This window comes from Mixta calida, assembly GCF_002953215.1.
GTDB classification, from domain to species: Bacteria; Pseudomonadota; Gammaproteobacteria; order Enterobacterales; family Enterobacteriaceae; genus Mixta; species Mixta calida.
This window is the reverse complement of the sequence record NZ_CP026378.1, coordinates 2,248,546-2,272,622: the sequence shown is the minus strand read 5'-3', so window position 1 is coordinate 2,272,622 and position 24,077 is coordinate 2,248,546. Positions and strand designations below refer to the sequence as shown.

19 protein-coding genes and 1 pseudogene are annotated in these 24,077 nt (G+C 60.2%); 15 read left to right on the top strand and 5 right to left on the bottom strand.

Going from position 1 to position 24,077, the window contains the following annotated elements; all coding sequences use genetic code 11:
- Nucleotides 1-49 precede the first annotated feature (49 nt).
- From hglS to C2E16_RS10705, 3 genes and pseudogenes are all read left to right on the top strand, one after another.
- Nucleotides 50-1,392: pseudogene (gene hglS, locus C2E16_RS10715) on the top strand (2-oxoadipate dioxygenase/decarboxylase HglS).
- A 270-nt stretch (nucleotides 1,393-1,662) separates the two neighbouring features.
- Entirely contained in the window at nucleotides 1,663-3,177 is a 1,515-nt protein-coding gene (locus tag C2E16_RS10710) for a carboxylesterase/lipase family protein (protein ID WP_084971279.1), read from the top strand.
- Nucleotides 3,178-3,353: 176 nt separating this feature from the next.
- Nucleotides 3,354-5,021, top strand: coding sequence for a methyl-accepting chemotaxis protein (locus C2E16_RS10705; protein WP_104951634.1), 1,668 nt, complete (start codon nucleotides 3,354-3,356; stop codon nucleotides 5,019-5,021).
- Nucleotide 5,022: 1 nt separating this feature from the next.
- On the opposite strand, the gene C2E16_RS10700 is transcribed toward C2E16_RS10705, so the two are convergent.
- The gene (locus C2E16_RS10700) at nucleotides 5,023-5,877 is read right to left on the bottom strand and encodes a LysR substrate-binding domain-containing protein (protein WP_038626057.1); all 855 of its coding nucleotides are present in this window, start codon (nucleotides 5,875-5,877) and stop codon (nucleotides 5,023-5,025) included.
- Between the two features lie 124 nt (nucleotides 5,878-6,001).
- Here C2E16_RS10700 and C2E16_RS10695 point away from each other — a divergent pair, with 124 nt between their 5' ends.
- Together C2E16_RS10695 and C2E16_RS10690 are read left to right on the top strand one after the other, a co-directional pair.
- On the top strand, nucleotides 6,002-7,171 hold the full coding sequence (locus C2E16_RS10695) for a methionine aminotransferase (protein WP_084971359.1): 1,170 nt from the start codon (nucleotides 6,002-6,004) through the stop codon (nucleotides 7,169-7,171).
- An 18-nt stretch (nucleotides 7,172-7,189) separates the two neighbouring features.
- Nucleotides 7,190-7,972, top strand: a complete 783-nt coding sequence (locus C2E16_RS10690; protein ID WP_084971361.1) for a transporter substrate-binding domain-containing protein — start codon at nucleotides 7,190-7,192, stop codon at nucleotides 7,970-7,972.
- Between the two features lie 4 nt (nucleotides 7,973-7,976).
- Here C2E16_RS10690 and pepT read toward each other — a convergent pair whose 3' ends face one another.
- Nucleotides 7,977-9,203 (bottom strand): peptidase T, encoded by a 1,227-nt coding sequence (gene pepT / locus C2E16_RS10685; protein WP_084971363.1) that lies wholly within the window; start codon nucleotides 9,201-9,203, stop codon nucleotides 7,977-7,979.
- Between the two features lie 124 nt (nucleotides 9,204-9,327).
- Between pepT and C2E16_RS10680 the strand changes: the two genes are divergently transcribed.
- From C2E16_RS10680 to C2E16_RS10660, 5 genes are all read left to right on the top strand, one after another.
- Nucleotides 9,328-10,911: an ABC transporter substrate-binding protein gene (locus C2E16_RS10680; protein WP_084971365.1), complete on the top strand. Its 1,584-nt coding sequence runs from the start codon at nucleotides 9,328-9,330 to the stop codon at nucleotides 10,909-10,911.
- Nucleotides 10,912-11,091: 180 nt separating this feature from the next.
- Complete coding sequence (locus C2E16_RS10675) at nucleotides 11,092-11,412, top strand: PTS sugar transporter subunit IIB (protein ID WP_038626067.1); 321 nt, start codon at nucleotides 11,092-11,094, stop codon at nucleotides 11,410-11,412.
- Nucleotides 11,412-12,746: a PTS sugar transporter subunit IIC gene (locus C2E16_RS10670; protein ID WP_084971367.1), complete on the top strand. Its 1,335-nt coding sequence runs from the start codon at nucleotides 11,412-11,414 to the stop codon at nucleotides 12,744-12,746. The genes C2E16_RS10675 and C2E16_RS10670 overlap by 1 nt, the downstream gene beginning before the upstream one ends.
- A 13-nt stretch (nucleotides 12,747-12,759) precedes the next feature.
- A complete protein-coding gene (locus C2E16_RS10665) occupies nucleotides 12,760-14,154 on the top strand; it encodes a glycoside hydrolase family 1 protein (protein WP_038626071.1) in 1,395 nt (464 codons plus the stop codon).
- Nucleotides 14,155-14,181: 27 nt separating this feature from the next.
- Nucleotides 14,182-15,105 (top strand): LacI family DNA-binding transcriptional regulator, encoded by a 924-nt coding sequence (locus C2E16_RS10660; RefSeq protein ID WP_038626073.1) that lies wholly within the window; start codon nucleotides 14,182-14,184, stop codon nucleotides 15,103-15,105.
- Between the two features lie 114 nt (nucleotides 15,106-15,219).
- Here the strand turns inward: C2E16_RS10660 and aldA are convergent, their stop codons facing one another.
- Complete coding sequence (gene aldA, locus C2E16_RS10655) at nucleotides 15,220-16,662, bottom strand: aldehyde dehydrogenase (protein WP_038626075.1); 1,443 nt, start codon at nucleotides 16,660-16,662, stop codon at nucleotides 15,220-15,222.
- Between the two features lie 396 nt (nucleotides 16,663-17,058).
- Between aldA and rhaT the strand changes: the two genes are divergently transcribed.
- A complete protein-coding gene (rhaT, locus tag C2E16_RS10650) occupies nucleotides 17,059-18,093 on the top strand; it encodes an L-rhamnose/proton symporter RhaT (RefSeq protein ID WP_038626078.1) in 1,035 nt (344 codons plus the stop codon).
- Nucleotides 18,094-18,145: 52 nt separating this feature from the next.
- Here rhaT and rhaR read toward each other — a convergent pair whose 3' ends face one another.
- Nucleotides 18,146-19,018 carry an HTH-type transcriptional activator RhaR gene (gene rhaR / locus C2E16_RS10645; protein ID WP_084970984.1) on the bottom strand — a complete coding sequence of 291 codons (873 nt, stop codon included), beginning with the start codon at nucleotides 19,016-19,018 and terminating at the stop codon, nucleotides 18,146-18,148.
- Nucleotides 19,019-19,030: 12 nt separating this feature from the next.
- Nucleotides 19,031-19,855 (bottom strand): HTH-type transcriptional activator RhaS, encoded by an 825-nt coding sequence (rhaS, locus tag C2E16_RS10640; protein ID WP_038626082.1) that lies wholly within the window; start codon nucleotides 19,853-19,855, stop codon nucleotides 19,031-19,033.
- Between the two features lie 298 nt (nucleotides 19,856-20,153).
- Here rhaS and rhaB point away from each other — a divergent pair, with 298 nt between their 5' ends.
- From rhaB to rhaM, 4 genes are read left to right on the top strand one after another with little or no spacing between them, the layout of a single operon-like run.
- Nucleotides 20,154-21,626, top strand: a complete 1,473-nt coding sequence (gene rhaB, locus C2E16_RS10635; RefSeq protein ID WP_038626083.1) for a rhamnulokinase — start codon at nucleotides 20,154-20,156, stop codon at nucleotides 21,624-21,626.
- Nucleotides 21,623-22,879 carry an L-rhamnose isomerase gene (locus C2E16_RS10630; protein WP_038626084.1) on the top strand — a complete coding sequence of 419 codons (1,257 nt, stop codon included), beginning with the start codon at nucleotides 21,623-21,625 and terminating at the stop codon, nucleotides 22,877-22,879. The genes rhaB and C2E16_RS10630 overlap by 4 nt, the downstream gene beginning before the upstream one ends.
- 10 nt (nucleotides 22,880-22,889) lie before the next feature.
- The gene (rhaD, locus tag C2E16_RS10625) at nucleotides 22,890-23,732 is read left to right on the top strand and encodes a rhamnulose-1-phosphate aldolase (RefSeq protein WP_038626085.1); all 843 of its coding nucleotides are present in this window, start codon (nucleotides 22,890-22,892) and stop codon (nucleotides 23,730-23,732) included.
- The gene (gene rhaM / locus C2E16_RS10620; protein ID WP_038626086.1) at nucleotides 23,722-24,036 is read left to right on the top strand and encodes an L-rhamnose mutarotase; all 315 of its coding nucleotides are present in this window, start codon (nucleotides 23,722-23,724) and stop codon (nucleotides 24,034-24,036) included. The genes rhaD and rhaM overlap by 11 nt, the downstream gene beginning before the upstream one ends.
- Nucleotides 24,037-24,077: the final 41 nt, after the last annotated feature.

The following is a 24,077-nucleotide window of genomic DNA, read 5'->3' as shown; positions in this document are numbered from 1 at the left end:
TTTTGCTTGCTCTACAGTGGCATCAGGTAAGCGCAAAAAAGGCGAGGCTATGGAAAAGTTTGTCAGCGCGGATATTCTCCGTGAACGTTTTTCTCAGGCGATGTCCACGATGTATCAGCAGGAAGTGCCGCAGTATGGCACGCTGCTGCAGCTGGTGGCGGACGTCAATCAGCAGGTGCTGGCGCAGGACAACGCGCTGGCCGAGCGGCTGACGGCGACGGATGAACTGGCGCGCCTGAGCGTGGAGCGCCACGGCGCCATCCGCGTCGGCAGCGCGCAGGAACTCAGCACCTTGCGCCAGCTGTTCGCCATTATGGGCATGTATCCGGTCGGCTACTACGATCTGGCGCCAGCGGGCGTGCCGGTTCACTCGACGGCGTTCCGGCCGCATGAAGGGGATGCGCTGCGCCGCAATCCGTTTCGCCTGTTCACGTCGTTGCTGCGGCTGGAGCTGATTGAAGATCGCGCGCTGCGCGAGCAGGCCGCGGCCATTCTGGCGAAAAGGCGTATCTTTACGCCGCGCTGTCTGGCATTGATTGAAGAGCATCAGCGCACGGGCGGCTTCGACGAGCAGAGCGCCGAAGAATTTGTGCGCGAAGCGCTGGAAACCTTCCGCTGGCATCGGCAAACCATCGTCGACCGCGCCACCTGGGAGGCGCTGCATCAGCAGCACCGGCTGATCGCCGACGTGGTCTGCTTCCCTGGCTGTCATATCAACCATCTTACGCCGCGCACGCTCGATATCGATCGGGCGCAGGCCTTAATGCCTGAATATGGCATTACGCCGAAGGCGATTATCGAAGGGCCGCCGCGCCGTCAGGTGCCGCTGCTGCTGCGGCAGACCAGCTTTAAAGCGTTGGAGGAGCCGGTTATCTTTCAGGATGGCGCAGAGGGGCGTCATACCGCCCGCTTCGGCGAGATCGAGCAGCGCGGCGTCGCCCTGACGCCTGCTGGCCGGGAGCGTTACGACCGGCTGCTGGCGCAGGCGGGCAGCGGCGGCGGCGACAACCAGCAGCATCAGCAGCAGTTGGCGCGCATCTTCAGCGAGTTCCCGGACAACGAACGCGAACTGCGTCAGCAGCAACTCGCCTGGTTTGAGTATCGCCTGACGGAAAAAGGGCGACGGCAGGGCGTGCCGCCGGATGCGGATTGCGAAACGCTAATTGAGAAGGGAATGCTAACGGCCGATCCGCAAATCTATGAGGATTTCTTACCGGTCAGCGCCGCTGGCATCTTCCAGTCCAACCTGGGCGAGGGGCGCAGGAGCGCTTCTCCATGCAGGCGAGCCGCGCTGATTTTGAAGCGGCGCTGGGTTGCGAAATCACTGATGAAATGTCGCTCTACGCCGCGCGACAGGCGGAAAGCCTGCGACGCTGCGGCCTGAATGCCTGATACATTCGGCTATCCGTTTTTACTTTTACGACGCAGGCTGTCCGCCGGGCCTGCGTCTTCCTTTTTCCGCAGTTTTTCCTGCGCTTTCCCTGGCTGAATCTCCTTTCTGTTCGGTCTACAGCCCGCCTGACCTGCTTATCGCCGCTTTACTGGCGACGAAACCAGCATAACCGGCTGTGCTTATCGGTATAATCTGCAAAATGGCGTCTGCCATAGACAATAAAAATAAGCCTGCGAATAATATGCCCGTGCTTTACGATGGAAAAAATAATGAAGAATGAACCTTTAAGAATTCTCACGGCTGAGGGTGCATTGCGCGGCGCGATTGATGACGGCATTTTTGTGTTCAAGGGTATTCCCTATGCGGCGCCGCCAACGGGGCCGCTGCGCTGGCGCGCGCCACGCCCGGCGACGCCGTGGAAAGAGGTGCGCGATGCGACGCAGTGGGGCAACGCCAGCTGGCAGAATCGCGAATATTGTGTGCTGGCGGGCGGCGGTGATCCCGGCCAGCTCAGTGAAGACTGCCTCTATCTGAATGTCTGGTCGCCGGAAATTCAGCCGTCGCGCCCGCTGCCGGTGATGGTCTGGATACATGGCGGCGGCTTTACTATCGGCGCGGGTTCGCTCAGTCCCTATAACGGCAAACCGCTGGCCGCGCGCGGCGTGGTGGTGGTCACCATCAACTATCGGCTCGGCCATCTTGGTTTTTTTGCGCACCCGGCGCTGGATGCGGAATCGCCGCCCGGCGAGGCGATCAATAATTTCGCCCTGCTGGATCAGATCGCCGCGCTGCAATGGGTACAACGCAATATTGCCGCCTTCGGCGGCGATCGGCGCAATGTCACCCTTTTTGGCGAATCGTCCGGCGGCCGCAGCGTGCTGTCGCTGTTTGCTTCGCCTTTGGCGGCGGGGCTGTTTCATAAAGGCATCGTGCAGAGCGCCTACAGCCTGCCGGATAAAAAACGCAGCGAGGCGCTGGCAAGCGGCGTGGCGGCGGCGCATCACCTGGGGTTGAAAAACGCTACGGCGGAAGCGTTGCGCGCGCTGCCTGCGGACAGCTTCTGGACGCTGCCGCCGCATCTTGGCAACGGCCCGGTCGCTATTGCGGGCGATCGCGTGTTGCCGAAGCCGGTGGTGGAGGTGTTCGCCGCCGCGCGTCAGCACCGTTATCCGCTAATGATCGGCTACAACAGCGACGAGGCGAGCGTGCTGGAGTTTTTCGGCGTCGATCCTGTCGCCACCATCGCCAAACTGCGTGCGCGGCGGCCGCTGCTGCTGAAAATGATCAAATCGCTTTATGACGAGCATGACGATCGCCGTCTCGGCAGAAAAGTGGCGCGCGATATGGCGTTCGGCACCATGACCTGGCTGGCGGTGAATGCGCAGTATCGCCGCGGCGTGCCGGGCTGGCGTTACTACTTTGACTATGTCTCGGAGAACTCGCGCGATCTCTGCCCCAACGGCAGCTGGCACGGCAGTGAAATTCCCTACGTGATGGACACGCTGAATGCGGAAAACCCGCAGCAGGCGAACCGGCCCTTTACCGATAACGATCGGACGTTCGCCCGGCGCGTCAGTGAATACTGGCTGCGCTTCGCCCATGACGCCACCGAGTTCTCCCATCAGCTGCAGGGCGAAGTCCTCTGGCCCGCCTGGCGACCGGGCGAGGACACTACTCTGCGTTTCGGCATGAAAGGGGAAGCGGCTATCGTTCCGCAGACGCGTTTTATGCGCCTGCGTTTGAGGCTGCTGCGGTTGCTGGTGCGCGCAATGGTGCGGCTGTAAGCGCGCCGCGCGTACCACCCTGCGCAGCGGCATAGCGGCCGCTGCGGTCAGCGCTGAACCGGCATCTGTTAAAGATGTTATAAAACAGTATAAGTTTTGCAAAAGCTGCCGATAACAGTCGATAAGCCCGCCCGGTGGCGGAACATTTGATGGTTATTGACCGAATTGAGGCAGCTATGCAGCTTTTAAAGAACTTCACCATACGCGCCGTAATGCTTTCTATTCTTGGCCTGTTTTGTTTACTTTGGTCCGCGGTGGGCATGTACAGCGTACACTCATTGAACGCCCTGAGCGACGGCAACAGCATTGACCGCCAGCTGGTGGCGCAGATGAATATCCTCAGCAAAGGGAACGATCAATATTTCCGCTTTGTCACGCGTCTTTCACGCGTAATGGAAACGCGCGCCGCCGGCGGAACGCCGGATGCGGCGGCCTTCGACAACGTGCAAAAAGCGCTGGACGGCATGGCGAAGCAGCTGGAGCTGTTTAAAGCGGCGGCGCCGGGGCCGATGGATGCGTCGACCTCCACCGCGGTGGAGGAAAGCTGGGCGAAGCTGCTGGAACAGGGCGTGCGGCCGCAGATGCAGCTGGCGCAGCAGGGCACGGTAGAAGAGTATCGCCGCCACGCCAACGGCGTCACGCCGGCGCTCAGTCGCGAATTCGGCGCGCTGTCGGAAAAATATACCGCGGCGGCGGGCATTATGCTTGACCAGACGCGCGTCACCGTCGATCGTATTACCGTGATTACCCGCATCACCATTATCGCGGCGGTCATTTGCGGTCTGCTGATCCTGCTGTTTACCGATCGCTATCTGGTCACCATGCTGGTGCGTCCGCTGGATATGCTGCGCAACCACTTCCGTAAAATCGCCGACGGCGATCTGAGCCAGCCGATTGACGAATTTGGCCGCAACTGCGTTGGTAAACTGGTGCCGCTGCTGCGCGCCATGCAGGAGAGTCTGCGTGAAGCGGTCAGCGCCATTCGCGGCGGCACCGAGAATATCTACCGCGGCGCGGCGGAGATCTCGATGGGCAACAACGATCTCTCCTCCCGTACCGAGCAGCAGGCGGCGGCGCTGGAACAGACCGCGGCCAGCATGGAGCAGCTGACGGCGACGGTGAAGCTCAACGCCGATAACGCGCGTCAGGCGAGCGAGCTGGCGGACAACGCTTCGCTGACCGCCGGTCAGGGCGGCAAGCTGGTGAGCGACGTGGTCAACACCATGTCCGGCATCTCAGAAAGCTCGAAAAAAATCGCAGAGATCACCAGCGTGATCAACAGTATTGCCTTCCAGACCAACATTCTGGCGCTCAACGCCGCGGTTGAAGCGGCGCGTGCGGGCGAACAGGGCCGTGGCTTCGCCGTCGTAGCCAGCGAGGTGCGCAATCTGGCGCAGCGCAGCGCCGGAGCGGCGAAAGAGATCGAAACGCTGATCGGCGACTCGGTGCAGCGCGTCGACACCGGCTCGAAGCTGGTGAGCGAAGCGGGCAGCACCATGAACGCCATTGTGAAAGCGGTCGGCGACGTTACCGAGATCATGAAGCAGATCGCCGCCGCATCGGAAGAACAGAGCAAAGGGATTGCGCAGGTCGGCACCGCCGTCGCTGAAATGGATACCGTGACGCAGCAGAACGCCTCGCTGGTGGAAGAAGTTTCCGCCGCCGCCAGCGCGCTGGAGCGTCAGACCGAAGATCTGCAGCGTTCGGTGGCGAAGTTCCGCCTGTCGGCGGAGAGCGGCCAGTCCGTCGAGCCGGTGAAATCGCCGGTGCTGAAAGGCGCCCCGACGCGCCTGAAACCGGCCAGCGCCAGCAGCAGCGCAGCGGACGACTGGGTCTCTTTCTGATTCATACCGTCTGACACAACCACGCCACCAGCGTCGCAAGATGCGGTGGCGTTTCTTTTTCCATCCGGCTAATCAGACTGTAAACCGCGCCGGTGGCGACGCTGGCGGCAAACGGGGCGACCAGCCGCCGCGCGGCCAGATCGCTTTCCACCAGCGTGACGTCGGCGACGGTGACGCCAAACCCTTCAATCGCGGCGCCCGTCGCCAGATCCATCGTGGAAAAGTGCTGATTGCGCCGCATCGGCAGCGTCACTTCCTGCGCCTGTAGCCAGCGTCGCCAGTCGCGATCATCTTCCGAAGGATGCAGAAAGGTAAAGCCGGCAAGATCGCTTATCTGCAACGGACCCGCGCTGCGCAGCAGGCTTTCCGCCATGACCGGCGTTATTCGCTCCTCAAACAACAGATGCGCGCCCGCCGACGGCGCGCCATACAAAATTGCCGCATCGAAATTTTCCAGCTGCTGATTATGGGACAGGGTGGTGGTCAGCGAGACGTGCAGATCGGGATGCTGCTGCTCCAGCTGCACCAGTTTCGGCAGCAGCCAGCGCATAGCGCAGGTCGGAGCGCGCAGGCGCAGCGCGCCGCCGGCATCGAGCGCCTGCTCGGCGGCGTTCTGCATCAGCTCGTAGCCCTGCTTTAGCTGCGGCAGCAGCGCCGCGCCGCGCGGCGTCAGATGCAGCCCGCGCGCATGTCTGTCGAACAGCGCGAAACCCAGCCAGCTCTCCAGAGCGCCGATTTTGCGGCTGACCGCCCCCTGCGTCAGGCAGAGTTCGTCGGCGGCGCGCGTCAGATTAAGGTGGCGCGCGACCACCAGAAAAGCGTGGATAGCGTTTAGCGGCAGCGACTGGCGGGACATGGCGTTTCCCCGAGCAATGAGTTTTATGCATGGCTATTATGATCACAATTCGCTTGCCGCCACAAGCGGGCCCGGTTTGAATGGATATAGATTTAATTTGTATATTTATTCATTAGGGAAAACTATGACTGTGGCTTCGACGGTAACCCATCGTTCAAAATTGCCGGACGTGGGCACCACGATATTCAGCGTGATCGGGCAGCTTTCGGCGCAGCACGGCGCGATTAATCTCTCTCAGGGCGCGCCGAACTTTCCCTGTGACCAGGGGCTGGTGGCGCGCGTCAGTCAGGCGATGCGCGACGGCCATAATCAATATGCGCCGATGACCGGCTATCTGCCGCTGAAAGCGGCGCTGGTGGAAAAGGTGCTGCGCCTGTATGGGCAAAGTTACGATGTCGCCAGCGAAATATTGATTACCGCCAGCGCCAGCGAAGGGATCTACGCCGCCATCACCGCGCTGGTGCATCCCGGCGACGAAGTGATTTTTTTCGAACCCGCCTTCGACAGCTATGCGCCGGTGGTGCGTTTGCAGGGCGCGACGCCGGTGGCGCTCAAGCTGGCGCCGCCGCAGTTCGCCATCGACTGGAATGAGGTGCGCGCCGCCATCACGCCGCGCACCCGCATGATCATCATCAACACGCCCCATAATCCCACTTCGCAGACGCTAAGCGCGGAGGATCTGACGCAGCTCGCCGCGCTGACCCGCCATAGCGACATCGTGATCCTGTCGGATGAAGTCTATGAACATATGCTGTTTGACGGGCGTCGGCATCACGGTATGGCGACCCACCCGGAGCTGGCGCAGCGCAGCGTGATCGTCTCCTCGTTCGGTAAAACGTTTCACGTCACCGGCTGGCGCGTCGGCTACTGTCTCGCGCCGGCAGAGCTGATGAGCGAGGTAATCAAGGTGCATCAGTTTCTGATGTACGCCGCCGATACGCCGATGCAGGTGGCGCTGGCGGCCTGGCTACAGGAGCCGACGCACTACCAGTCGCTTCCCGCCTTCTGGCAGCGCAAGCGCGATCTGCTGGCCTCGCTGTTGCAGGAGTCGCCGTTTCAGCTGCTTCCGGCGGCGGGTTCTTTTTTTATGCTGGCCAGCTACGGTCATTTCAGCGACGAAAGCGATAGCGAAATGGTAAAACGGCTGATTATCGAGCATGGCGTTGCCACTATTCCGCTTTCCGCTTTTTATACCGACGGCACCGATAACCGGCTCATCCGGCTCTCTTTCGCTAAAGATGATGCGACGTTACAGGCGGGCGCGCAGGCGCTCTGCTTGTTAAAACCGCGCTGACACTCCTGAGGAAAAAATATGAACAAGATAAACATGCTTTGCCTGGCGCTGGGTCTCTTCTCCGCATTGCAGGCGGGCGCGCAGGAGACGCTGCGCTACGGGCTGGAATCGCAATATCCGCCGTTTGAAAGCCGCAACGCGCAGGGCGAGCTGGAAGGGTTTGATATCGAGCTGGGCAAAGCGATCTGCGCAGCGGGCAATTTTCAATGCAGCTGGGTAGAAAGCAGCTTTGACGCCCTGATCCCCGGCCTGATGGCGAAAAAATTCGATGCGATCAACTCGGCGATGAACATTACGCCGGCGCGAATGAAAAGCATCGCCTTCACCCAGCCAATCTACCGCATCCCCAGCATGCTGGTGGGGCGCCGCGACGCCGGACTTCAGCCGGACGCCGCCGGGCTGAAGGGCAAAACCATCGGCGTGCTGCAAGGATCGATTCAGGAAACCTATGCCAAACAGCACTGGGAGCCGTACGGCGTCACTGTCACCGCCTATCAGGATCAGAATCAGGTCTATAACGATATGGTCGCCGGGCGACTGGACGGCACGCTGGTGATGTCGGCCGCCGGACAGTCGGGATTCCTTAATAAGCCGCAGGGTAAAGATTTCGCCTTTATCGGCAAGGCGGTCGAGGATGACGCTATTCTCGGCTCCGGCATCGGCTTCGGCCTGCGCAAGGCGGACGCGGAACGGAAGGCGGCGCTGGATGCGGTCATCCGCAAAGTGCAGCAGGATGGCACGGTGAAAAAGCTGGCGGAGAAATTTTTCCCAGGCATCGACGTCAGCGTCGCCGCGCCGTAACGCCTCAGCGCGCCGCCAGCAGGCAGAGCTTTTCCGCCACCTGGTATGATTTAACGAACGACGGGATCGGCAGAAACTCAAAACGCGAATGGAAATTATGCGCGCCGGTAAAGAAGTTGGGCGTCAGCAGCCCTTTCGCCGAGAGCGCCGCGCCGTCGGTGCCGCCGCGCATCGGCACCACCTTCGGCGTAATGTGCAGTTCGTCGAGGGCGGCGAAAATCAGATCGATAGCGCGTCGATCCGTGCCGACGGCGTTGCTGATATTGCTGTAGATATCCTTTACCGTTACCTCGACGGCGCCGGTGGGGTAGCGCGCGGCGATCTGCCGCGCCGCATCGGCGATCTCCTGCTTGCGCTGTTCAAAGCGCGTCAGGTCGAAATCGCGAACAGAGGCTTTCAGCCGCGCTTCGTTGGCGTTGGCGCTTATTTCGTTAAACCAGATATAGCCTTCGCGCCCTTCGGTATGCTCCGGCGTCTGCTGACGATCGAAACAGGCGATAAAATCGTGCGCCATCAGCAGCGGATTGACCAGCACGCCTTTGGCGGACATCGGATGCGCCGGCACGCCGGTAAAACGGATTTCCGCCGCCGCCCCGTTGAAGTTTTCATACACCACTTCACCCAGTTCGCAGCAGTCGATGGTCCAGGCGAAATCGACGTTGAAGCGTCGCTCCAGATCGAGCACCTTGGCGCCGCGCAGGCCGATCTCCTCATCCGGCACAAAGGCGACGACGATATCGCCATGGTCGCCGCGCAGGTTCTCCATTAGCGTCATCACTACGCTGACCGCCGCCTTGTTATCGGCGCCCAGCACGCTGGTGCCGTCGCTGAAGATAATCTCCTGGTCGCGATAGGGCAGGATCTCCGGATGTTCGGCGACGCGCAGCCAGATATCCTGCTGTGCGTTCAGGCAGAGATCCTCGCCGTTAAAGCGCAGCGTCTGCGGATGAATATCGGCGGAGAGGCCGACGTCAACGGTATCAATATGGGTGATAAAGCCCACGCGCGGCGCGGCGGGGCGGTTGCCAGGCTTCACGGCGGTGACCGTGGCGTGCGCGTCGATCTCCACCTGTTGCAGACCCAATGCGCGCAGCTCTTCCGCCAGCAGCTGCGCCATCTGCTGCTGTCCCGGCGTGCTGGGAAGGGTGGTCGCATGCGCGTTGCTCTGACTGCTGACGGCGAGATAACGGTAAAAACGGTCGGTTAACTGACGGGCCAGCCTGTCGGTCATAGCGCTTCCTTATTGTGGCGTTTTCATCATTCTGTTGGTGAAGAAAACGTGTTATTTATTAACCAGATGTTAATTTGTTTTACACATCGCCAGCGGGAAAAGTCAACGAAAAGTGAGGGTGGAGATGAAAAAAACAGTAACGTGTGCGACGCTGATGCTGCTGTTCAGCGCCACGGCGGCAGCGAAAACCCTGGTCTACTGCGCGGAAGGATCGCCTGAGAACTTTAACCCCCAGCTCTATACGTCCGGCACCAGCGTCGACGCCAGCGCGGTGCCCATCTTCAACCGGCTGGTGGAATTTAAAACCGGCACCACCGAGCTGGAGCCGAGTCTGGCGCAGCGCTGGGAGATCTCGCCGGACGGCACGGTTTATACCTTCTACCTGCGCGAAGGCGTGCAGTTTCACCGCAGCAAAGATTTTACGCCGACGCGCCCTTTAAATGCCGACGATGTGATCTTTTCTTTTATGCGGCAAATGGACCCCAATAACCCTTACCATAAGGTTTCGGGCGGCACCTACGCCAATTTTGAAAGCCTGGAGTTCGGCAAGCTGATCAAGAAAATCGAGAAGGTGGACGAGCATACCGTGCGCTTCACGCTGGCCCATGCGGAAGCGCCGTTTCTCGCCGATCTCGCCTGGTATTTCGCCTCAATCCACTCGGCCGAGTATGCCGATCACATGCTGAAGGCGGGCACGCCGGAGCGCGTCGACCAGCAGCCGATCGGCACCGGGCCGTTCCAGCTGGTGCAGTATCAAAAAGATTCGCGCATTCTCTACAAGGCGTTTCCTGACTACTGGCAGGGCAAGGCGAAGCTGGATCGGCTGGTATTCACCATTACGCCGGACGCCTCGGTGCGCTACGCCAAACTGGAGAAAAACGAATGTCAGGTGATGCCGTTTCCCAACCCCGCCGACCTGCCGCGTATCCGTCAGAATCCCGACCTGACGCTGATGCAGAAGTCAGGGCTGAACACCGGCTTTCTCGCCTTTAACACGCAAAAACCGCCGCTGGATAAGGTTGAAGTGCGTCAGGCGCTCACCCTGGCGATCAATAAGCCAGCAATCATCGACGCCATTTTTCACGGCACCGGCAGCGTGGCGAAAAACCTGCTGCCGCCGGATGTCTGGAGCAGCGACAGCGGGCTGAAGGATTACCCCTGGGACCCGCAACAGGCGAAGCGACTGTTGCAGCAGGCGGGCGTTAAGCCCGGCACTACCATCGATCTCTGGGCGATGCCGGTGCAGCGTCCCTATAACCCCAACGCGCGCCGCATGGCGGAGATGATCCAGGCGGACTGGGCCGCCGTCGGCATCAAGGCGCGCATCGTCAGCTATGAGTGGGGCGAGTACCTGAAGCGAGTGAAAAACGGCGAACATCAGGCGGCGCTGATGGGCTGGACCACCGCCACCGGCGACCCGGATAACTTCTTTAGTCCGTTGTTCAGCTGTACCTCCGCCAACGGCGGCTCCAACTCCGCCAAATGGTGCTATCAGCCGTTTGAAAAGCTGATCAATGCCGCGCGCACCGAACAGGATCACGGCCGCCGCGTCGCGCTTTACCAGCAGGCGCAGCAGATAATGCATGACCAGGCGCCGGCGGTGATGATCGCCCATTCGACTATCTTCGAACCGGTGCGTAACAACGTTAGCGGCTATCAGATCGATCCCTTTGGCAAACATATTTTCTATCAGGTTGATATCAAATAGTTCCCAGGGCGGCGCCGTCCGGCGTCGCCTGATTGATTAATTTTCGTGAACAAAATCACAGCCTGTTTCTTTTCCCGACAGTGAATTATGAACTCTCTCGCAAATTGTTATGCCGACCATGGAAACCGGTTTCCGTTTTGTTTCCTATAAGAAGGTCGAAACCGTGAGAGGGCGCATGCCATGTACAAGATTATGCTTTGCTGTTCCGCCGGAATGTCCACCAGCATGCTGGTGAGAAAAATGCAGGACGAAGCCGCGCAACGCGGGCTGGAAGCGGATATCGCCGCCTTCAGTGCCACCGAATTCGATGAGCGTTTCTCAGGCTATGACGTGGTGCTGCTGGGCCCGCAGGTGAAATATATGCAGGAGACGCTGGCGGCGAAAACCGCAAGCGCCGGGATTCCGGTCGCCACCATTAACATGATGGACTACGGCACTATGCGCGGCGATAAAGTGCTGGATTACGCCCTGCAACTGATCGCGCAAAAAGGAGTGGCATAATGTCGTCACTTTACCAGGGCTTAATTAATGTCATCGAACGTAAGATCACGCCGCTGGCGGGCGCGGTGGGTCAGCAGCGGCATGTAATCGCCATCCGCGACGGTTTTGTCGCGGCGCTGCCGTTTATGATCATCGGCTCTTTTATGCTGGTGTTTATCTTTCTGCCGTTCGCCGCCGACAGCCAGTGGGCCTTCGCCCGCGGTTGGCTCGACTTCTCGCTGCGCCATCGCGATCAGCTGATGCTGCCTTACTATCTCAGCATGGGCGTGATGACCTTTTTTATCTCCACCGGCATCGGCGCCAGTCTGGGGCGCCACTATAAGCTGGAGCCGGTTATGACCGGTTTGCTGGCGCTGATGGGCTTTCTGCTGGTGGCCGCGCCTTATCATGACGGTCATATCGCCACCGACTATTTCTCCGGGCAGGGCATCTTTACCGCCATTCTCACCGCCATTTACACCACCGAGGTTTATGCGCTGCTTAAGCGCAAAAACATCACTATCCGCCTGCCGAAAGAGGTGCCGACCGGCGTGGCGCGCTCGTTTGAAATTCTTATCCCGGTGATTGTGATCGTGGCGACGCTGCATCCGCTCAACCTGCTGGTCGCCTCCTGGACCGGTATGATCATTCCCGAAGCGATTATGCATCTGCTACAACCGCTGGTTTCCGCCTCGGACACCCTGCCGGCGGTGCTGCTGTCGGTGCTGATTTGCCAGATCCTCTGGTTCGCCGGCATTCACGGCGCGCTGATCGTCACCGGTATTATGAACCCGTTCTGGCTGACCAACCTGGCGGCGAACCAGGCGGCGCTGGAGGCGGGGCAGACGCTGCCGCACACCTATCTGATGGGCTTTTGGGACTTCTATTTGCTGATTGGCGGCGTCGGCTCTACCTTGCCGCTGGCGTTCCTGCTGCTGAAAAGCCGCGCCGCGCACCTGCGCACCATTGGCAAAATGGGCATCGTGCCGAGTTTCTTCAATATTAACGAGCCGATCCTGTTTGGCATGCCGATCATTATGAACCCGCTGTTTTTCCTGCCGTTTATTCTGGTGCCGATGATCAATGCCGTCTTCGCCTGGACCGCGACCAAACTGGGCTGGGTGGCGCAGGTGGTGTCGATGGCGCCCTGGACTACGCCTGCGCCGATCGGCGCTTCGTGGGCCGCTAACGGGGCCTTTAGCCCGGTAATCATGTGCCTGTTCTGCATGATGCTTTCCGCGCTGATCTATCTGCCGTTCGTTAAGGCATGGGAGCGCAGCCTGCTGCGCCAGGAGCAGGAGGCGCAGGCCCAACAGGCGGCTGCGGCGCCCGGCGCCGGTTTACAAACACCCTGAGAGGAACCGTTAAATGGATTATCAGTTTCCGCAAGATTTCTGGTGGGGCAGCGCCAGCAGCGCGCCGCAGACCGAGGGCGAAAGCCTGAACTTCGGCAAAAGCGCCACCGTCTGGGATCGCTGGTTCGAGGAGGCGCCGACGCGCTTTCACCGCCAGATCGGTCCGGCGCACACTTCCACCTTTTATCAGCACTGGCGCGAGGATATCGCGCTGCTGAAACAGCTGCGGCACAATACCTTCCGCACCTCGATCGCCTGGTCGCGCCTGATCCCGGACGGGCGCGGCGCGGTCAACCCGGAGGCGGTAACGTTCTATAACCAAATTATCGACGAAATGCTGCGCCAGGGGATTACTCCCTTTATCAACCTGTTTCATTTCGATATGCCGATGACGATGCAGCAGGCGGGCGGCTGGGAAAGCCGCGACGTGGTGGAGGCCTACGCTGAATATGCGCAAACCTGCTTCCGGCTGTTTGGCGATCGGGTAAAGCACTGGTTTACCTTTAACGAGCCTATTGTGCCGGTGGAAGGAGGCTATCTCTACGACTTTCACTATCCGAATGTGGTCGATTTCCAGCGCGCCGCTACCGTTGCCTGGCATACTATGCTGGCGCACGCGCTGGCGGTGCGACGCTTCCGGGAGGGCGGCTACGGCGGCGAGATCGGCATCATTCTCAACCTGACGCCCTCTTATCCGCGATCGACGCATCCGGCGGATGAGAAGGCGGCGCGCATCGCCGATCTCTTCTTCAACCGCAGCTTTCTCGATCCGGCGCTGCTGGGACGCTATCCCGCAGAGCTGGTGGCGCTGCTGAAAGAGCATCAGCAGTTGCCCGTCTGCCAGCCTGGCGACGAGGCGCTGCTGGCGGCGGGGCGCGTCGACCTGCTCGGCGTCAATTACTATCAGCCGCGACGGGTGAAATGCCGCGATTCGCTGATCAATCCGCACAGCCCCTTTATGCCGGAATGGTTTTTCGATCACTACGCGATGCCGGGCCGCAAAATGAATCCGTATCGCGGCTGGGAGATCTATGAGAAGGGCATCTACGACATCCTCAGCGATCTGCGGGAGAACTACGGCAACCCGCGCTGTTTTATTTCTGAAAACGGCATGGGCGTGGAGGACGAGCAGCGTTTTGCCCGCGATGGCCGCATTGAGGATGATTACCGCATCGAGTTCGTGCGCGATCATCTGATCTGGCTGCACCGCGCGCTACAGGAAGGTTCGCGCTGCCTGGGGTATCATATGTGGACCTTTATTGATAACTGGTCGTGGAGCAACGCCTATAAAAACCGCTACGGTTTTGTGCAGCTCGATCTTGACAGTCAGCAGCGCCGCGTGAAAAAAAGCGGTGAGTGGTTTGCGCGCGTCGCCAGCGAGAATGGATTTACGCTGGCTGAAAAATAGCGAAAGAGCGGAGAACAACGGAGATCTATGGCGAGTATTAATGATGTTTCGCGCCTGGCAAAAGTATCGAAAGCGACCGTTTCCCGGGTGCTGAGCGGCAGCCGGGGCGTTAAAGAGGAGAGCCGCGACGCCGTGCTGCGCGCCGTTGAGAAGCTGAACTATAAGCCCAACGTTATTGCGCAGTCGCTTACCCGCCAGAAAACGCACTGCGTCGGCGTCATCTGCGCGACCGAGCATGTGCAGCAGGCGACCGGCTATCTGCAGGCGCTGGAAAAGGCGCTGAGTCAGGACGGCAAACATCTGCTGCTGCGCTTCGCCAACAGCGCGCCGGCGGTGTCGCAGGCGATGGAGGAGCTGGGAGCGGGGCGCTGCGACGCGGTAATGGTAGTGGGCGCGCGCTTCGCGCTGCCCGACGACGCGAAGCAGGCGGTATTGATCGACTGTCTCGACGGCGGCGACGGGCCGCAGCTGGCGATCGACTATCAGTTCGCCAGCCTGACCGCCTGTCACTATCTGTTCAGCCAGCAGCGACGCAAAATCGTGCTGTTCAACTTCAGCCACGGCGAGGCGGCGGAGCAGGTGCTGGCGGGCTATTGCGAGGCGCTGGAAAGCGTGGCGCAGCCCTATAATCGTCAACTGGTGTGCGGCGAGGAGGAATCGGTCAGCGTGGCGCTGCAAACCCTGATCAATCGTCATATCGCCTTCGACGCGCTGCTGGTCTCCGACTATATCAAAAGCCGCGAGGCGATTGCGCTGCTGCGCAGCTTTCAGCGTCAGGTGCCGCAGGATGTGATGGTTTTCAGCCTCGACGGCGCGGTGCCGGTCGTCGGCGCGCCGGAGATGCCGCAGATGGCGTGGCCGCTGGATATGCTGGCGCAGCGTGCGTTGCAGCTGATCGGCGGTGAAAATGTCGCTTTTCCACCGCTGCGCGGCAGCCTGATTGCTCCCTGAACGGCCTGAAACGCGGCGCGGGCGAGCAGCATAAAGCGCCGAGGCATGCATCGGCGCTATGGTGACAACGTCACTTTAACGACAGGCTTCGGACTGCGCCGCGTGACTCCTCTCTCAGGACTGGCTGAACTGCAAATAGGCGACGTGCGTCTGTAAATACTCTTCCAGCCCATGCCGACCATCGGCGCCGCCAATGCCCGACTTGCGCCAGCCAGCGTGGAATCCCTGCATCGCCTCGAAATTTTCGCGGTTGATATAGGTCTCGCCAAATTTCAGCTGACGCAGGGCAACCATCGCCGTATTCAGGTTCTGCGTATAGAGTGAAGAGGTCAGGCCGTATTCGCTGTCGTTAGCCAGCGCGATCGCCTCGTCCAGCGTGCTGAAGGTCGTCACCGGCAGTACCGGGCCAAAAATTTCTTCGCGCATAATCGTCATCTCCTGCTTCACGCCGCTCAGAATCGTCGGCTGGAAAAAATAGCCGGTGGTCCCGGCGCGTTTGCCGCCGGTGACCAGCTGCGCGCCCTGTTCAATGGCACGCGCGACTTTCTCCTCCACGCGCTTCAGGGCGTCAGCGTTGATGAGCGGCCCCATATCGATGTCGCGCTGTTCCGCCGGATCGCCCCAGGTTATTTTGCTGAAGGCGGCGGACAGGCGCGTCATAAAGGCGTCATAGATCCCTTCTTGCACATAGACCCGCTCAGCGCAGTTGCACACCTGGCCGCTGTTGATGATGCGCGAGTTGACAATCGCCCTGACCGCCAGATCGAGATCGGCGTCGTTCATGACGATAGCGGGCGCTTTGCCGCCCAGCTCCAGCGACACTTTGGTCACGTTCTGCGCGGCGGCGGTCATCGTCTGAATCCCGGCGTTGACGCTGCCGGTCAGGCTCACCATGCCTACCTTCGGGTTGGCGGCCAGCTCCTGGCCCACGACTGGCCCATAGCCGAAAACGATATTAAATACTCCCTTCGGCAGCCCGACCTGCTGGACAATTTCCGCAAAGATCGCCGCGTTGACCGGCGTGACTTCGCTGGGCTTCAGCACGATGGTATTACCGGTAATCAGCGCTGGCGCTGCTTTACGCGCGATAAGAAAGAAGGGGAAGTTCCACGGCAGAATGCCGGTGGTGACGCCAATCGCCTTTTTGAACACAAAGATATTTTCATTAGGGCGATCGCTTTGCACGATATCGCCTTCGTAACGGCGCGCCCACTCCGCCATATAGTCCAGGTAGTCGGCGGTAAACAGCACCTCGGTTTGCGCCAGCCCCTGCGTTTTGCCCCCTTCGGCGACAATCGTGGCGGTCAGCTCCGCCTCGCGCTGGCGAATCCCGGCGGCGATCTTATGCAGCCAGACGCCGCGCTCCACTGCTGGCAGCGCTTCCCAGCCCGGCTGCGCCGCGGCGGCGGCGTCGATAGCGCGGCGCGCGTCCTCCGCGCTGCCTTCCGGCACCTGCGCGATGACCGCTTCCGTCGCCGGGTTGATCACCTCAATCCACGCGCCCTGATGAGACTGAAATTCGCCGTCGATAAACATCTGTTTTTGACTGGTGGTCATCTGCCGCTCTCCGTTATTAATCCTGCGATCTGTTGTTAACAAAAAGATATAAAACTGTTGATTTTTTCCACCTTGACCTGGGAAGGTGCGGAACACCTTCTTCTGATTGCCATGCGGTTTTGTGAAATGGCAAAAATGCACGGATCAAGCTGCGCAGAACGGCATAAGAAGAAAATTAGCTTTCAGGTTAAGCGGTTAGGGTATCAGTTCACTTCTGCGTCCCGGCGGCGACAATGTAATGAATTTGTGATCGATATCGAGCCCACCTGCTTATTTTTGCCACAGTGCCCTACAGGCGGGCAGTCAGCGAAAGGCTGACCAGGAAATGAACTCTTTAGACTCGCGGTAACCGGGAGAACCTTCTCCTGCTGGCCTCAACCCTACTAAGGAATAACGATGAACAACGCAATCCTTGCCGGCATTTTCTGGCATTTGGTGGGCGCCGCCAGCGCCGCCTGCTTTTATGCCCCGTTTAAACGCGTCAGGCACTGGTCCTGGGAAACCATGTGGTCAGTGGGCGGCGTCATGTCATGGCTGATTCTGCCCTGGGCGGTCAGCGCCGTGCTGCTGCCTGATTTCTGGAGTTACTATCAGCAGTTTTCACTTGCGCAGCTGACGCCGGTATTTCTCTTCGGCGCCATGTGGGGCATCGGCAACGTCAACTACGGGTTGACGATGCGCTATCTCGGCATGTCGATGGGCATCGGCATCGCTATCGGCATTACGCTGGTGGTAGGTACGCTAATGACGCCGCTGTTGCAGGGACGCTTTATGGTGCTGTTCAGCTCCACCGGCGGCCGCATGACGCTGCTGGGCGTGCTGATCGCGCTGGTGGGCGTCGCAATCGTCTCGCGCGCTGGCTTCCTGAAAGAGCGTGCGCTCGGCATTAGCGCCGAGGAGTTCAATCTGAAAAAAGGGCTGGTGCTGGCGGTGCTGTGCGGCATATTTTCCGCCGGGATGTCGTTTGCCATGGACGCGGCGAAGCCGATGCACGAAGCGGCCGCCGCCGCAGGGATCAATCCGCTTTACGTGGCGCTGCCCAGCTATGTGGTGATCATGGGCGGCGGCGCGCTGGTCAACCTGGCGTACTGCTTTATCCGCCTGGCGGTGAAGCCTTCGCTGTCGATCCGCGCCGACTTTTCGCTGGCGAAGCCGCTGTTGGGCGCCAATATCGCCTTCGCCATGTTGGGCGGTCTGATGTGGTATTTGCAGTTTTTCTTCTACGCCTGGGGACACGCCAATATTCCGGCGCAGTATGACTTTGTCAGCTGGATGCTGCATATGAGTCTTTATGTGCTGTGCGGCGGCATTGTCGGGCTGCTGATGAAAGAGTGGCATGCGGTTGGACGTCGCCCGGTCAGCGTGCTGTCAGTCGGATGCCTGGTGATTATCCTCGCGGCGAATATCGTCGGCATGGGCATGGCGGGCTAAACGGCGCGACAAGCGCATCGCGCAGATCATCTGCGCGATGCGCCTGGCCATGTTATTTTTGACGTTCAATCACCGGCTGTGCATGTTTACCGGCGCGCTCGAAGCGTTGACGCCAGGCGCTGGGGGTGAAATGGGTTTCGCGGGTAAACACGGCGGAGAAGTAGTTGCTGTCGTCGAAGCCGCAGCGCGCCGCCACCTCGCCAATCAGCAGGTCGGTGCTGCGCAGCAAATATTTCGCCTGACAGAGCTGCAGCTGACGCAGATAGTGGCCAATCGTCATGCCGGTTTGCTGGCGAAACAGCTGCTTCAGCGCGCGTTCGCTGAGCTGATTGTGGTGGCAAAAGGCGGCGAGATCGAAGGGGCGGCCGGTGCTGGCCTGAATCGCCGACATCAGCAGATCGAGCTGTTCGCCTTCGGGCAGTTCCCCGGCGCGCTCGGCGACGTAGCGGTGGCGGCGTAAAATCAGCGCCAGCTGCAAAAACAGCGCCTCCGCCAGCTGCATGGAGAGCAGGTCGGTTTTACGGCTTTCCTGCTCCAGCTGTAAAATCACGCCGCGCGCCAGCGCCATGCCGCGCGTGGTTAAACGCCAGTGAGCGCGGTAGTCGGCGTCGTCCAGCGGCAGCAGCTGCGACCAGTCGAGACCAAGGCGAAAGCGTTCAGGACAGTAGAGAATATTATCCAGCACCAGATCGTTTACCGACTCGTAGCTGTGGCAGTCGCTGTGCTGGATGTAGAAAAGGTCACCGCAGGTTACCAGCCAGGGGCGGTCGTTGAGCACATGCAGGCCGTTGCCGCGCCAGACAATGACGATTTCGCTGAATTCATGGCGATGCGGCGGGAAAGAGGGCTGCGGCGCACGATCGGCCACCGCGACCGGCATCGCCTCCGAGGGAAAGTAGTCCGCTTTCGCCAGTATCAGCGCCATATTTTTCTCCCTTTACCACATCTGCTGTCGCTCGGCGCGCGGCGCACAGCCAAATTCCCGGCGGAACAGCGTCGAAAAATGGTTGCTGTCGCCGAATCCGCACTGAAAAGCGATATCCGTGATGCGCATATCGCTGTGGCGCAGCAGGTGCCGCGCCTGCAACAGCCGCAGCCGGTTCAGATAACGCTGCGGCGTGCTGCCGGTTTGCTGCTTCAGCTGACGATGCAGCGTGCGCAGCGACAGCGAAAAGCGATCGGCCAGCGCATCCCAGTCGACATCTTCGCTGTAGTGTTCATTCAGCCAGTCAAGCAGCCGCAGCAGCCGCGCCTCCTGCGCGTCGCTCTCCTGTTCGCGACAGCCCTGGCGCAGCAGCACCAGCAGCTGCATAAAGGTCAGCTCCTGCCGCACGCGCTGTTCAGTGGCGTCGCCGCCGTCGGGCTCCTGCAACTGCGCCACCAGCGTCTTCGCCTGCGCCATCACCCGATTGCTGATGCGCCAGTGAGAAGGGTAGCGGCCATCGTGTTCCTGCGGCAGCAGATCCTGTAACCCGGCGAGAAAGCGAAACGCCTGCGGGCCGCGCCACAGCACGTTGGTTAAATAGAGGTTCTCGGTCTGCTCATAAAGGTGCCTGTCGTGATCGCGCACGAAACAGACGCAGCCGCCGCACAGCGACTGAGGCTGGCCGTTGAAGATATGGATGCCCGCCCCCTGTTCCACCAGCACGATCTCATGAAAATCATGGTGGTGTTCCGGGAATACGCCCTGCGGCGCTCGCGGCTCAACCGCCACCGGCAGGTCGCCGTCAGGAAAAAAGTCAGCGCTGTGTAACACGGTCATGATACGTCCTCGTTATTCTGCATGGGACCGATACTAGCCAGCGCGGGCTTAACTTACCTTGAATTTTGCACCGCAAAACAGGCTTAAGCGGTTAATTTTTCAAGAAACAGCTGAAAATCTTCAGAATTGCGGCAAGTGTCACATCGTTATGTCAGACGAGTGAAAAACAGAACTGTGAGTTGCTTCACGTCTTTCTTGACGCCCCTGCCAGCCGGACGCAAAGAGTGGCAGTGTCAGTAAGGTGGCGAATTCGCAGCATTTTACACTGGTGAGCATGTTTCATCAGGAAGCGAATCTTATGACGCACCGCAATTTTGTTGCCATCGACCTCGGCGCCTCGAGCGGCCGCATCATGCTGGCGCGCTACCAGCCGGAAGCGCAATCACTGACGCTGGAGCAGATTGGCCGTTTCGCCAACCGGCGTCATCAGTCGGAAGGGTATGACTGCTGGGATATCGACGCGCTGGAGCAGGCGATCCGTGACGGACTGGAGCAGCTGCTGGAGAGCGGGATCGTGCCGGAGAGCATCGGCATCGACACCTGGGGCGTGGACGTAGTGATGCTGAACCAGGCGGGCGAGCGCGTCGGCCTGCCGGTCTCTTACCGCGACAAGCGCACCCACGGCCTGATGGCGCAGGCGCAGCGCGAGCTGGGACGCGATCTTATCTGGCAACATACCGGCATCCAGTTTCTGCCTTTTAATACGCTTTATCAGCTGCGCGCCTTTAGCCAGACGCATCCCGATCTGGTGGACGAGGTCGCCCATGTGCTGATGATCCCGGATTATCTGCAATACCGGCTAACCGGACAGCTTAACTGGGAGTACACCAACGCCAGCACCACGCAGCTGCTTAACCTGAAAACCGGCGAATGGGACAGCGAACTGCTCCGCTGGGCGGGCGCGCGTGCGGCGTGGTTCGGCAAACCGCGTCAGCCGGGAACGCAGGTCGGCGAGTGGCAGAGCCGCAGCGGACTGCGCATTCCGCTGGTGGCGGTCGCCACGCACGATACCGCCAGCGCGGTGTTGGCGACGCCGCTGGGCGCGTCCGATGAGGCTTATCTCTGCTCCGGCACCTGGTCGCTGCTCGGCTTTGAAAGCGCGACGCCGTTCAACAGCGCCGCCGCGCTGAGCGCCAATATCACCAATGAAGGCGGGGCGGAAGGGCGTTACCGCGTGCTGAAAAACATTATGGGGCTGTGGCTGCTGCAGCGCGTCTGCGACGAGCTGCAAATTGAAGACCTCTGCGCGCTGATCGAGGAAGCCGCGCGTTATCCCGCCTGTCAGGCGATTATCGACGCCAACGACGCCCGCTACATCAATCCGGCCAGCATGGTGCGCGAAATTCAGGACGCCTGCGCGGAACAGGCGATGCCGGTGCCGCACAGCCCGGTCGCGCTGGCGCGGACCATTTTCGACAGCCTGGCGCTGCTCTATCGCGAGGTGATGGAGGAGCTGTCGGCGCTGCGCGGGTCACCCTTTAGCCGTCTGCATATTGTCGGCGGCGGCAGCCAAAACCCGCTGCTGAACCAGCTCTGCGCCAACGCCTGCCAGCTGCCGGTCAGCATCGGGCCGGTCGAGGCCTCCACGCTCGGCAATATCGGCAGTCAGCTGATCGCCCGCGGCGAGCTAGCGGACGTCGAGGCTTTCCGCCGCTGCGTTGCGCAAAATTTTCCATCCCGACTGATTAACCCTCTCACAGACAGCGCGCTAACCGACGGCTGGTCGCGTTTTCAGGCGCTGAAACAACCGCGTAAGGAATTATGCTTATGACCAGGCTTACAGAACAGGCTTTTGAACTGGCGAAACAGCGATTTGCCGATACCGGCGTCGATGTCGAAGCCGCCATAACCCAGCTGGATAAGATTCCGGTTTCCATGCACTGCTGGCAGGGCGACGACGTGCGCGGCTTTGAAAACCCGCAGGGCGCGCTGACCGGCGGCATTCAGGCCACCGGCAACTATCCGGGACGCGCGCGCAACGCCGACGAACTGCGCGCCGACGTGGATCTGGCGCTGGGGCTGATCCCCGGCCCGAAACGCTTCAACCTGCACGCCATCTATCTTGAAAGCGACAAACCGGTGGATCGCAATGAAATTGAACCGCAGCACTTCGCTAACTGGGTGAGCTGGGCGAAAGAGCGTCAGCTCGGCCTCGATTTCAACCCTACCTGCTTTTCGCATGCGCTGAGCGCGGACGGTTTTACGCTTTCTCACGCCGATGCGGGCATCCGTCAGTTCTGGATCGATCACTGTAAAGCCAGCCGTAAAATCTCTGCGTGGTTCGGTGAACAGCTGGGCACGCCGTCGGTAATGAATATCTGGGTGCCGGACGGGATGAAAGATCTCACTATCGATCGCTTTGCGCCGCGCCAGCGGCTGATGCAGTCGTTGGATGAAGTGCTGATCGAGAAACTTAATCCGGCGCATCATATCGACGCGGTGGAGAGCAAGCTGTTCGGCATCGGCGCGGAAAGCTATACCGTCGGCTCAAACGAATTCTGCCTGGGCTACGCCGCCAGCAGGCAAACCGCGCTGACGCTGGATGCCGGCCATTTCCATCCCACCGAGGTGATCTCCGACAAAATTTCCACCGTCATGCTCTACGTGCCGCGCCTGCTGCTGCACGTCAGTCGCCCGGTGCGCTGGGACAGCGATCATGTGGTGCTGCTGGATGATGAAACCCAGGCGATCGCCCAAGAGATCGTGCGGCAGAAGCTGTTCGATAAAGTGCATATCGGCCTCGATTTCTTCGACGCCTCGATTAACCGCATCGCCGCCTGGGTGATCGGCACACGCAACGCGAAAAAAGCGCTGCTGCGGGCGCTGCTGGAACCGACCGACAAGCTGCGGTCGCTGGAGACGGCGGGCGACTATACCGCGCGCCTGGCGCTGCTGGAAGAACAGAAGTCGCTGCCCTGGCAGGCGGTATGGGAGATGTGGTGCCTGCGCCATGATGTCCCGGCGGATGCAGGCTGGCTGCGCAACGTGCGCGACTATGAAGAACAGACCCTCAGTCAACGGTAAGGATGACGCTATGCAATCGATTCTTTCTTCCTGGTTCGTCCAGGGAATGGTGAAGGCCACCAGCGATATGTGGCTGAAGGGGTGGGACGAACGCAACGGCGGCAACGTCACCATGCGTCTGCTGCCGGAAGAGGTGGCGCCCTTTAAACAGGATTTCGTCGCCGATCCGCGCTGCATTGAACTCAGCCGCCCGGCGCCGGGCCTGGCGAACGACTGGTTTATCGTCACCGGCTCCGGTAAGTTTTTTCGCAACGTTCAGCTTGATCCGGCGGACAGTCTGGCGCTGCTGCAGGTGGATGAAAAGGGCCTCTCTTATAAAATTCACTGGGGGCTGACGAACGGCGGCGTGCCGACCTCGGAGCTGGCCTCGCACTTTCAGTCGCACAGCGTGCGCAAACAGCTGACCAACGGCGCGGATCGGGTAATCATGCACTGCCACGCCACCAACTTTATGGCGCTGAGCTATGTGGTGGAGCTGGACTCGGCGCGCTTTACCCGGCTGCTGTGGGAAGGCAGTACCGAGTGCCTGGTGGTGTTTCCCGACGGCGTCGGCATCGTGCCCTGGATGGTACCCGGCACCGACGAGATAGGCGACGCCACCGCGCAGCAGATGCAGTCTCACAGTCTGGTGATGTGGCCTTTCCACGGCATCTTCGGCGCCGGGCCGACGCTGGATGAGACCTTCGGCCTGATCGATACTGCCGAGAAGTCGTCCGAGGTACTGGTGAAGGTGATATCGATGGGCGGTCTGCGCCAGAGCATCACCACCGAACAGCTGATCGCGCTGGGGAAACGCTTTAACGTTAACCCGTGGCAGGCGGCACTGGACACGGGGCCGGCTCATGTTGCGTAAAGCCTTTGTGATGCAGGTCTACCCGCACTGTCATCAAGCCTATCAGCAGCGGCATTCGCCTATTTGGCCGGAACTGGAGCAAACGTTAAAGGAACATGGCGCGCATCACTACAGCATTTTTCTCGATGAGCGCCGCAGCCTGCTGTTTGCCTGTGTGGAAATAGAATCAGAGGCGCGCTGGGAAGCGGTGGCGCAGACAGAGGTGTGTCAGCGCTGGTGGGCGTCAATGCGCGAGCTGATGCCTGCGAACCCTGATAACAGCCCGGTAAGCCAGCCGTTAAAAGAAGTTTTTTATCTGGCGTAGCGCTGACGCGCCTGGCTTGAAACGTTGGCCGGCAACCCACC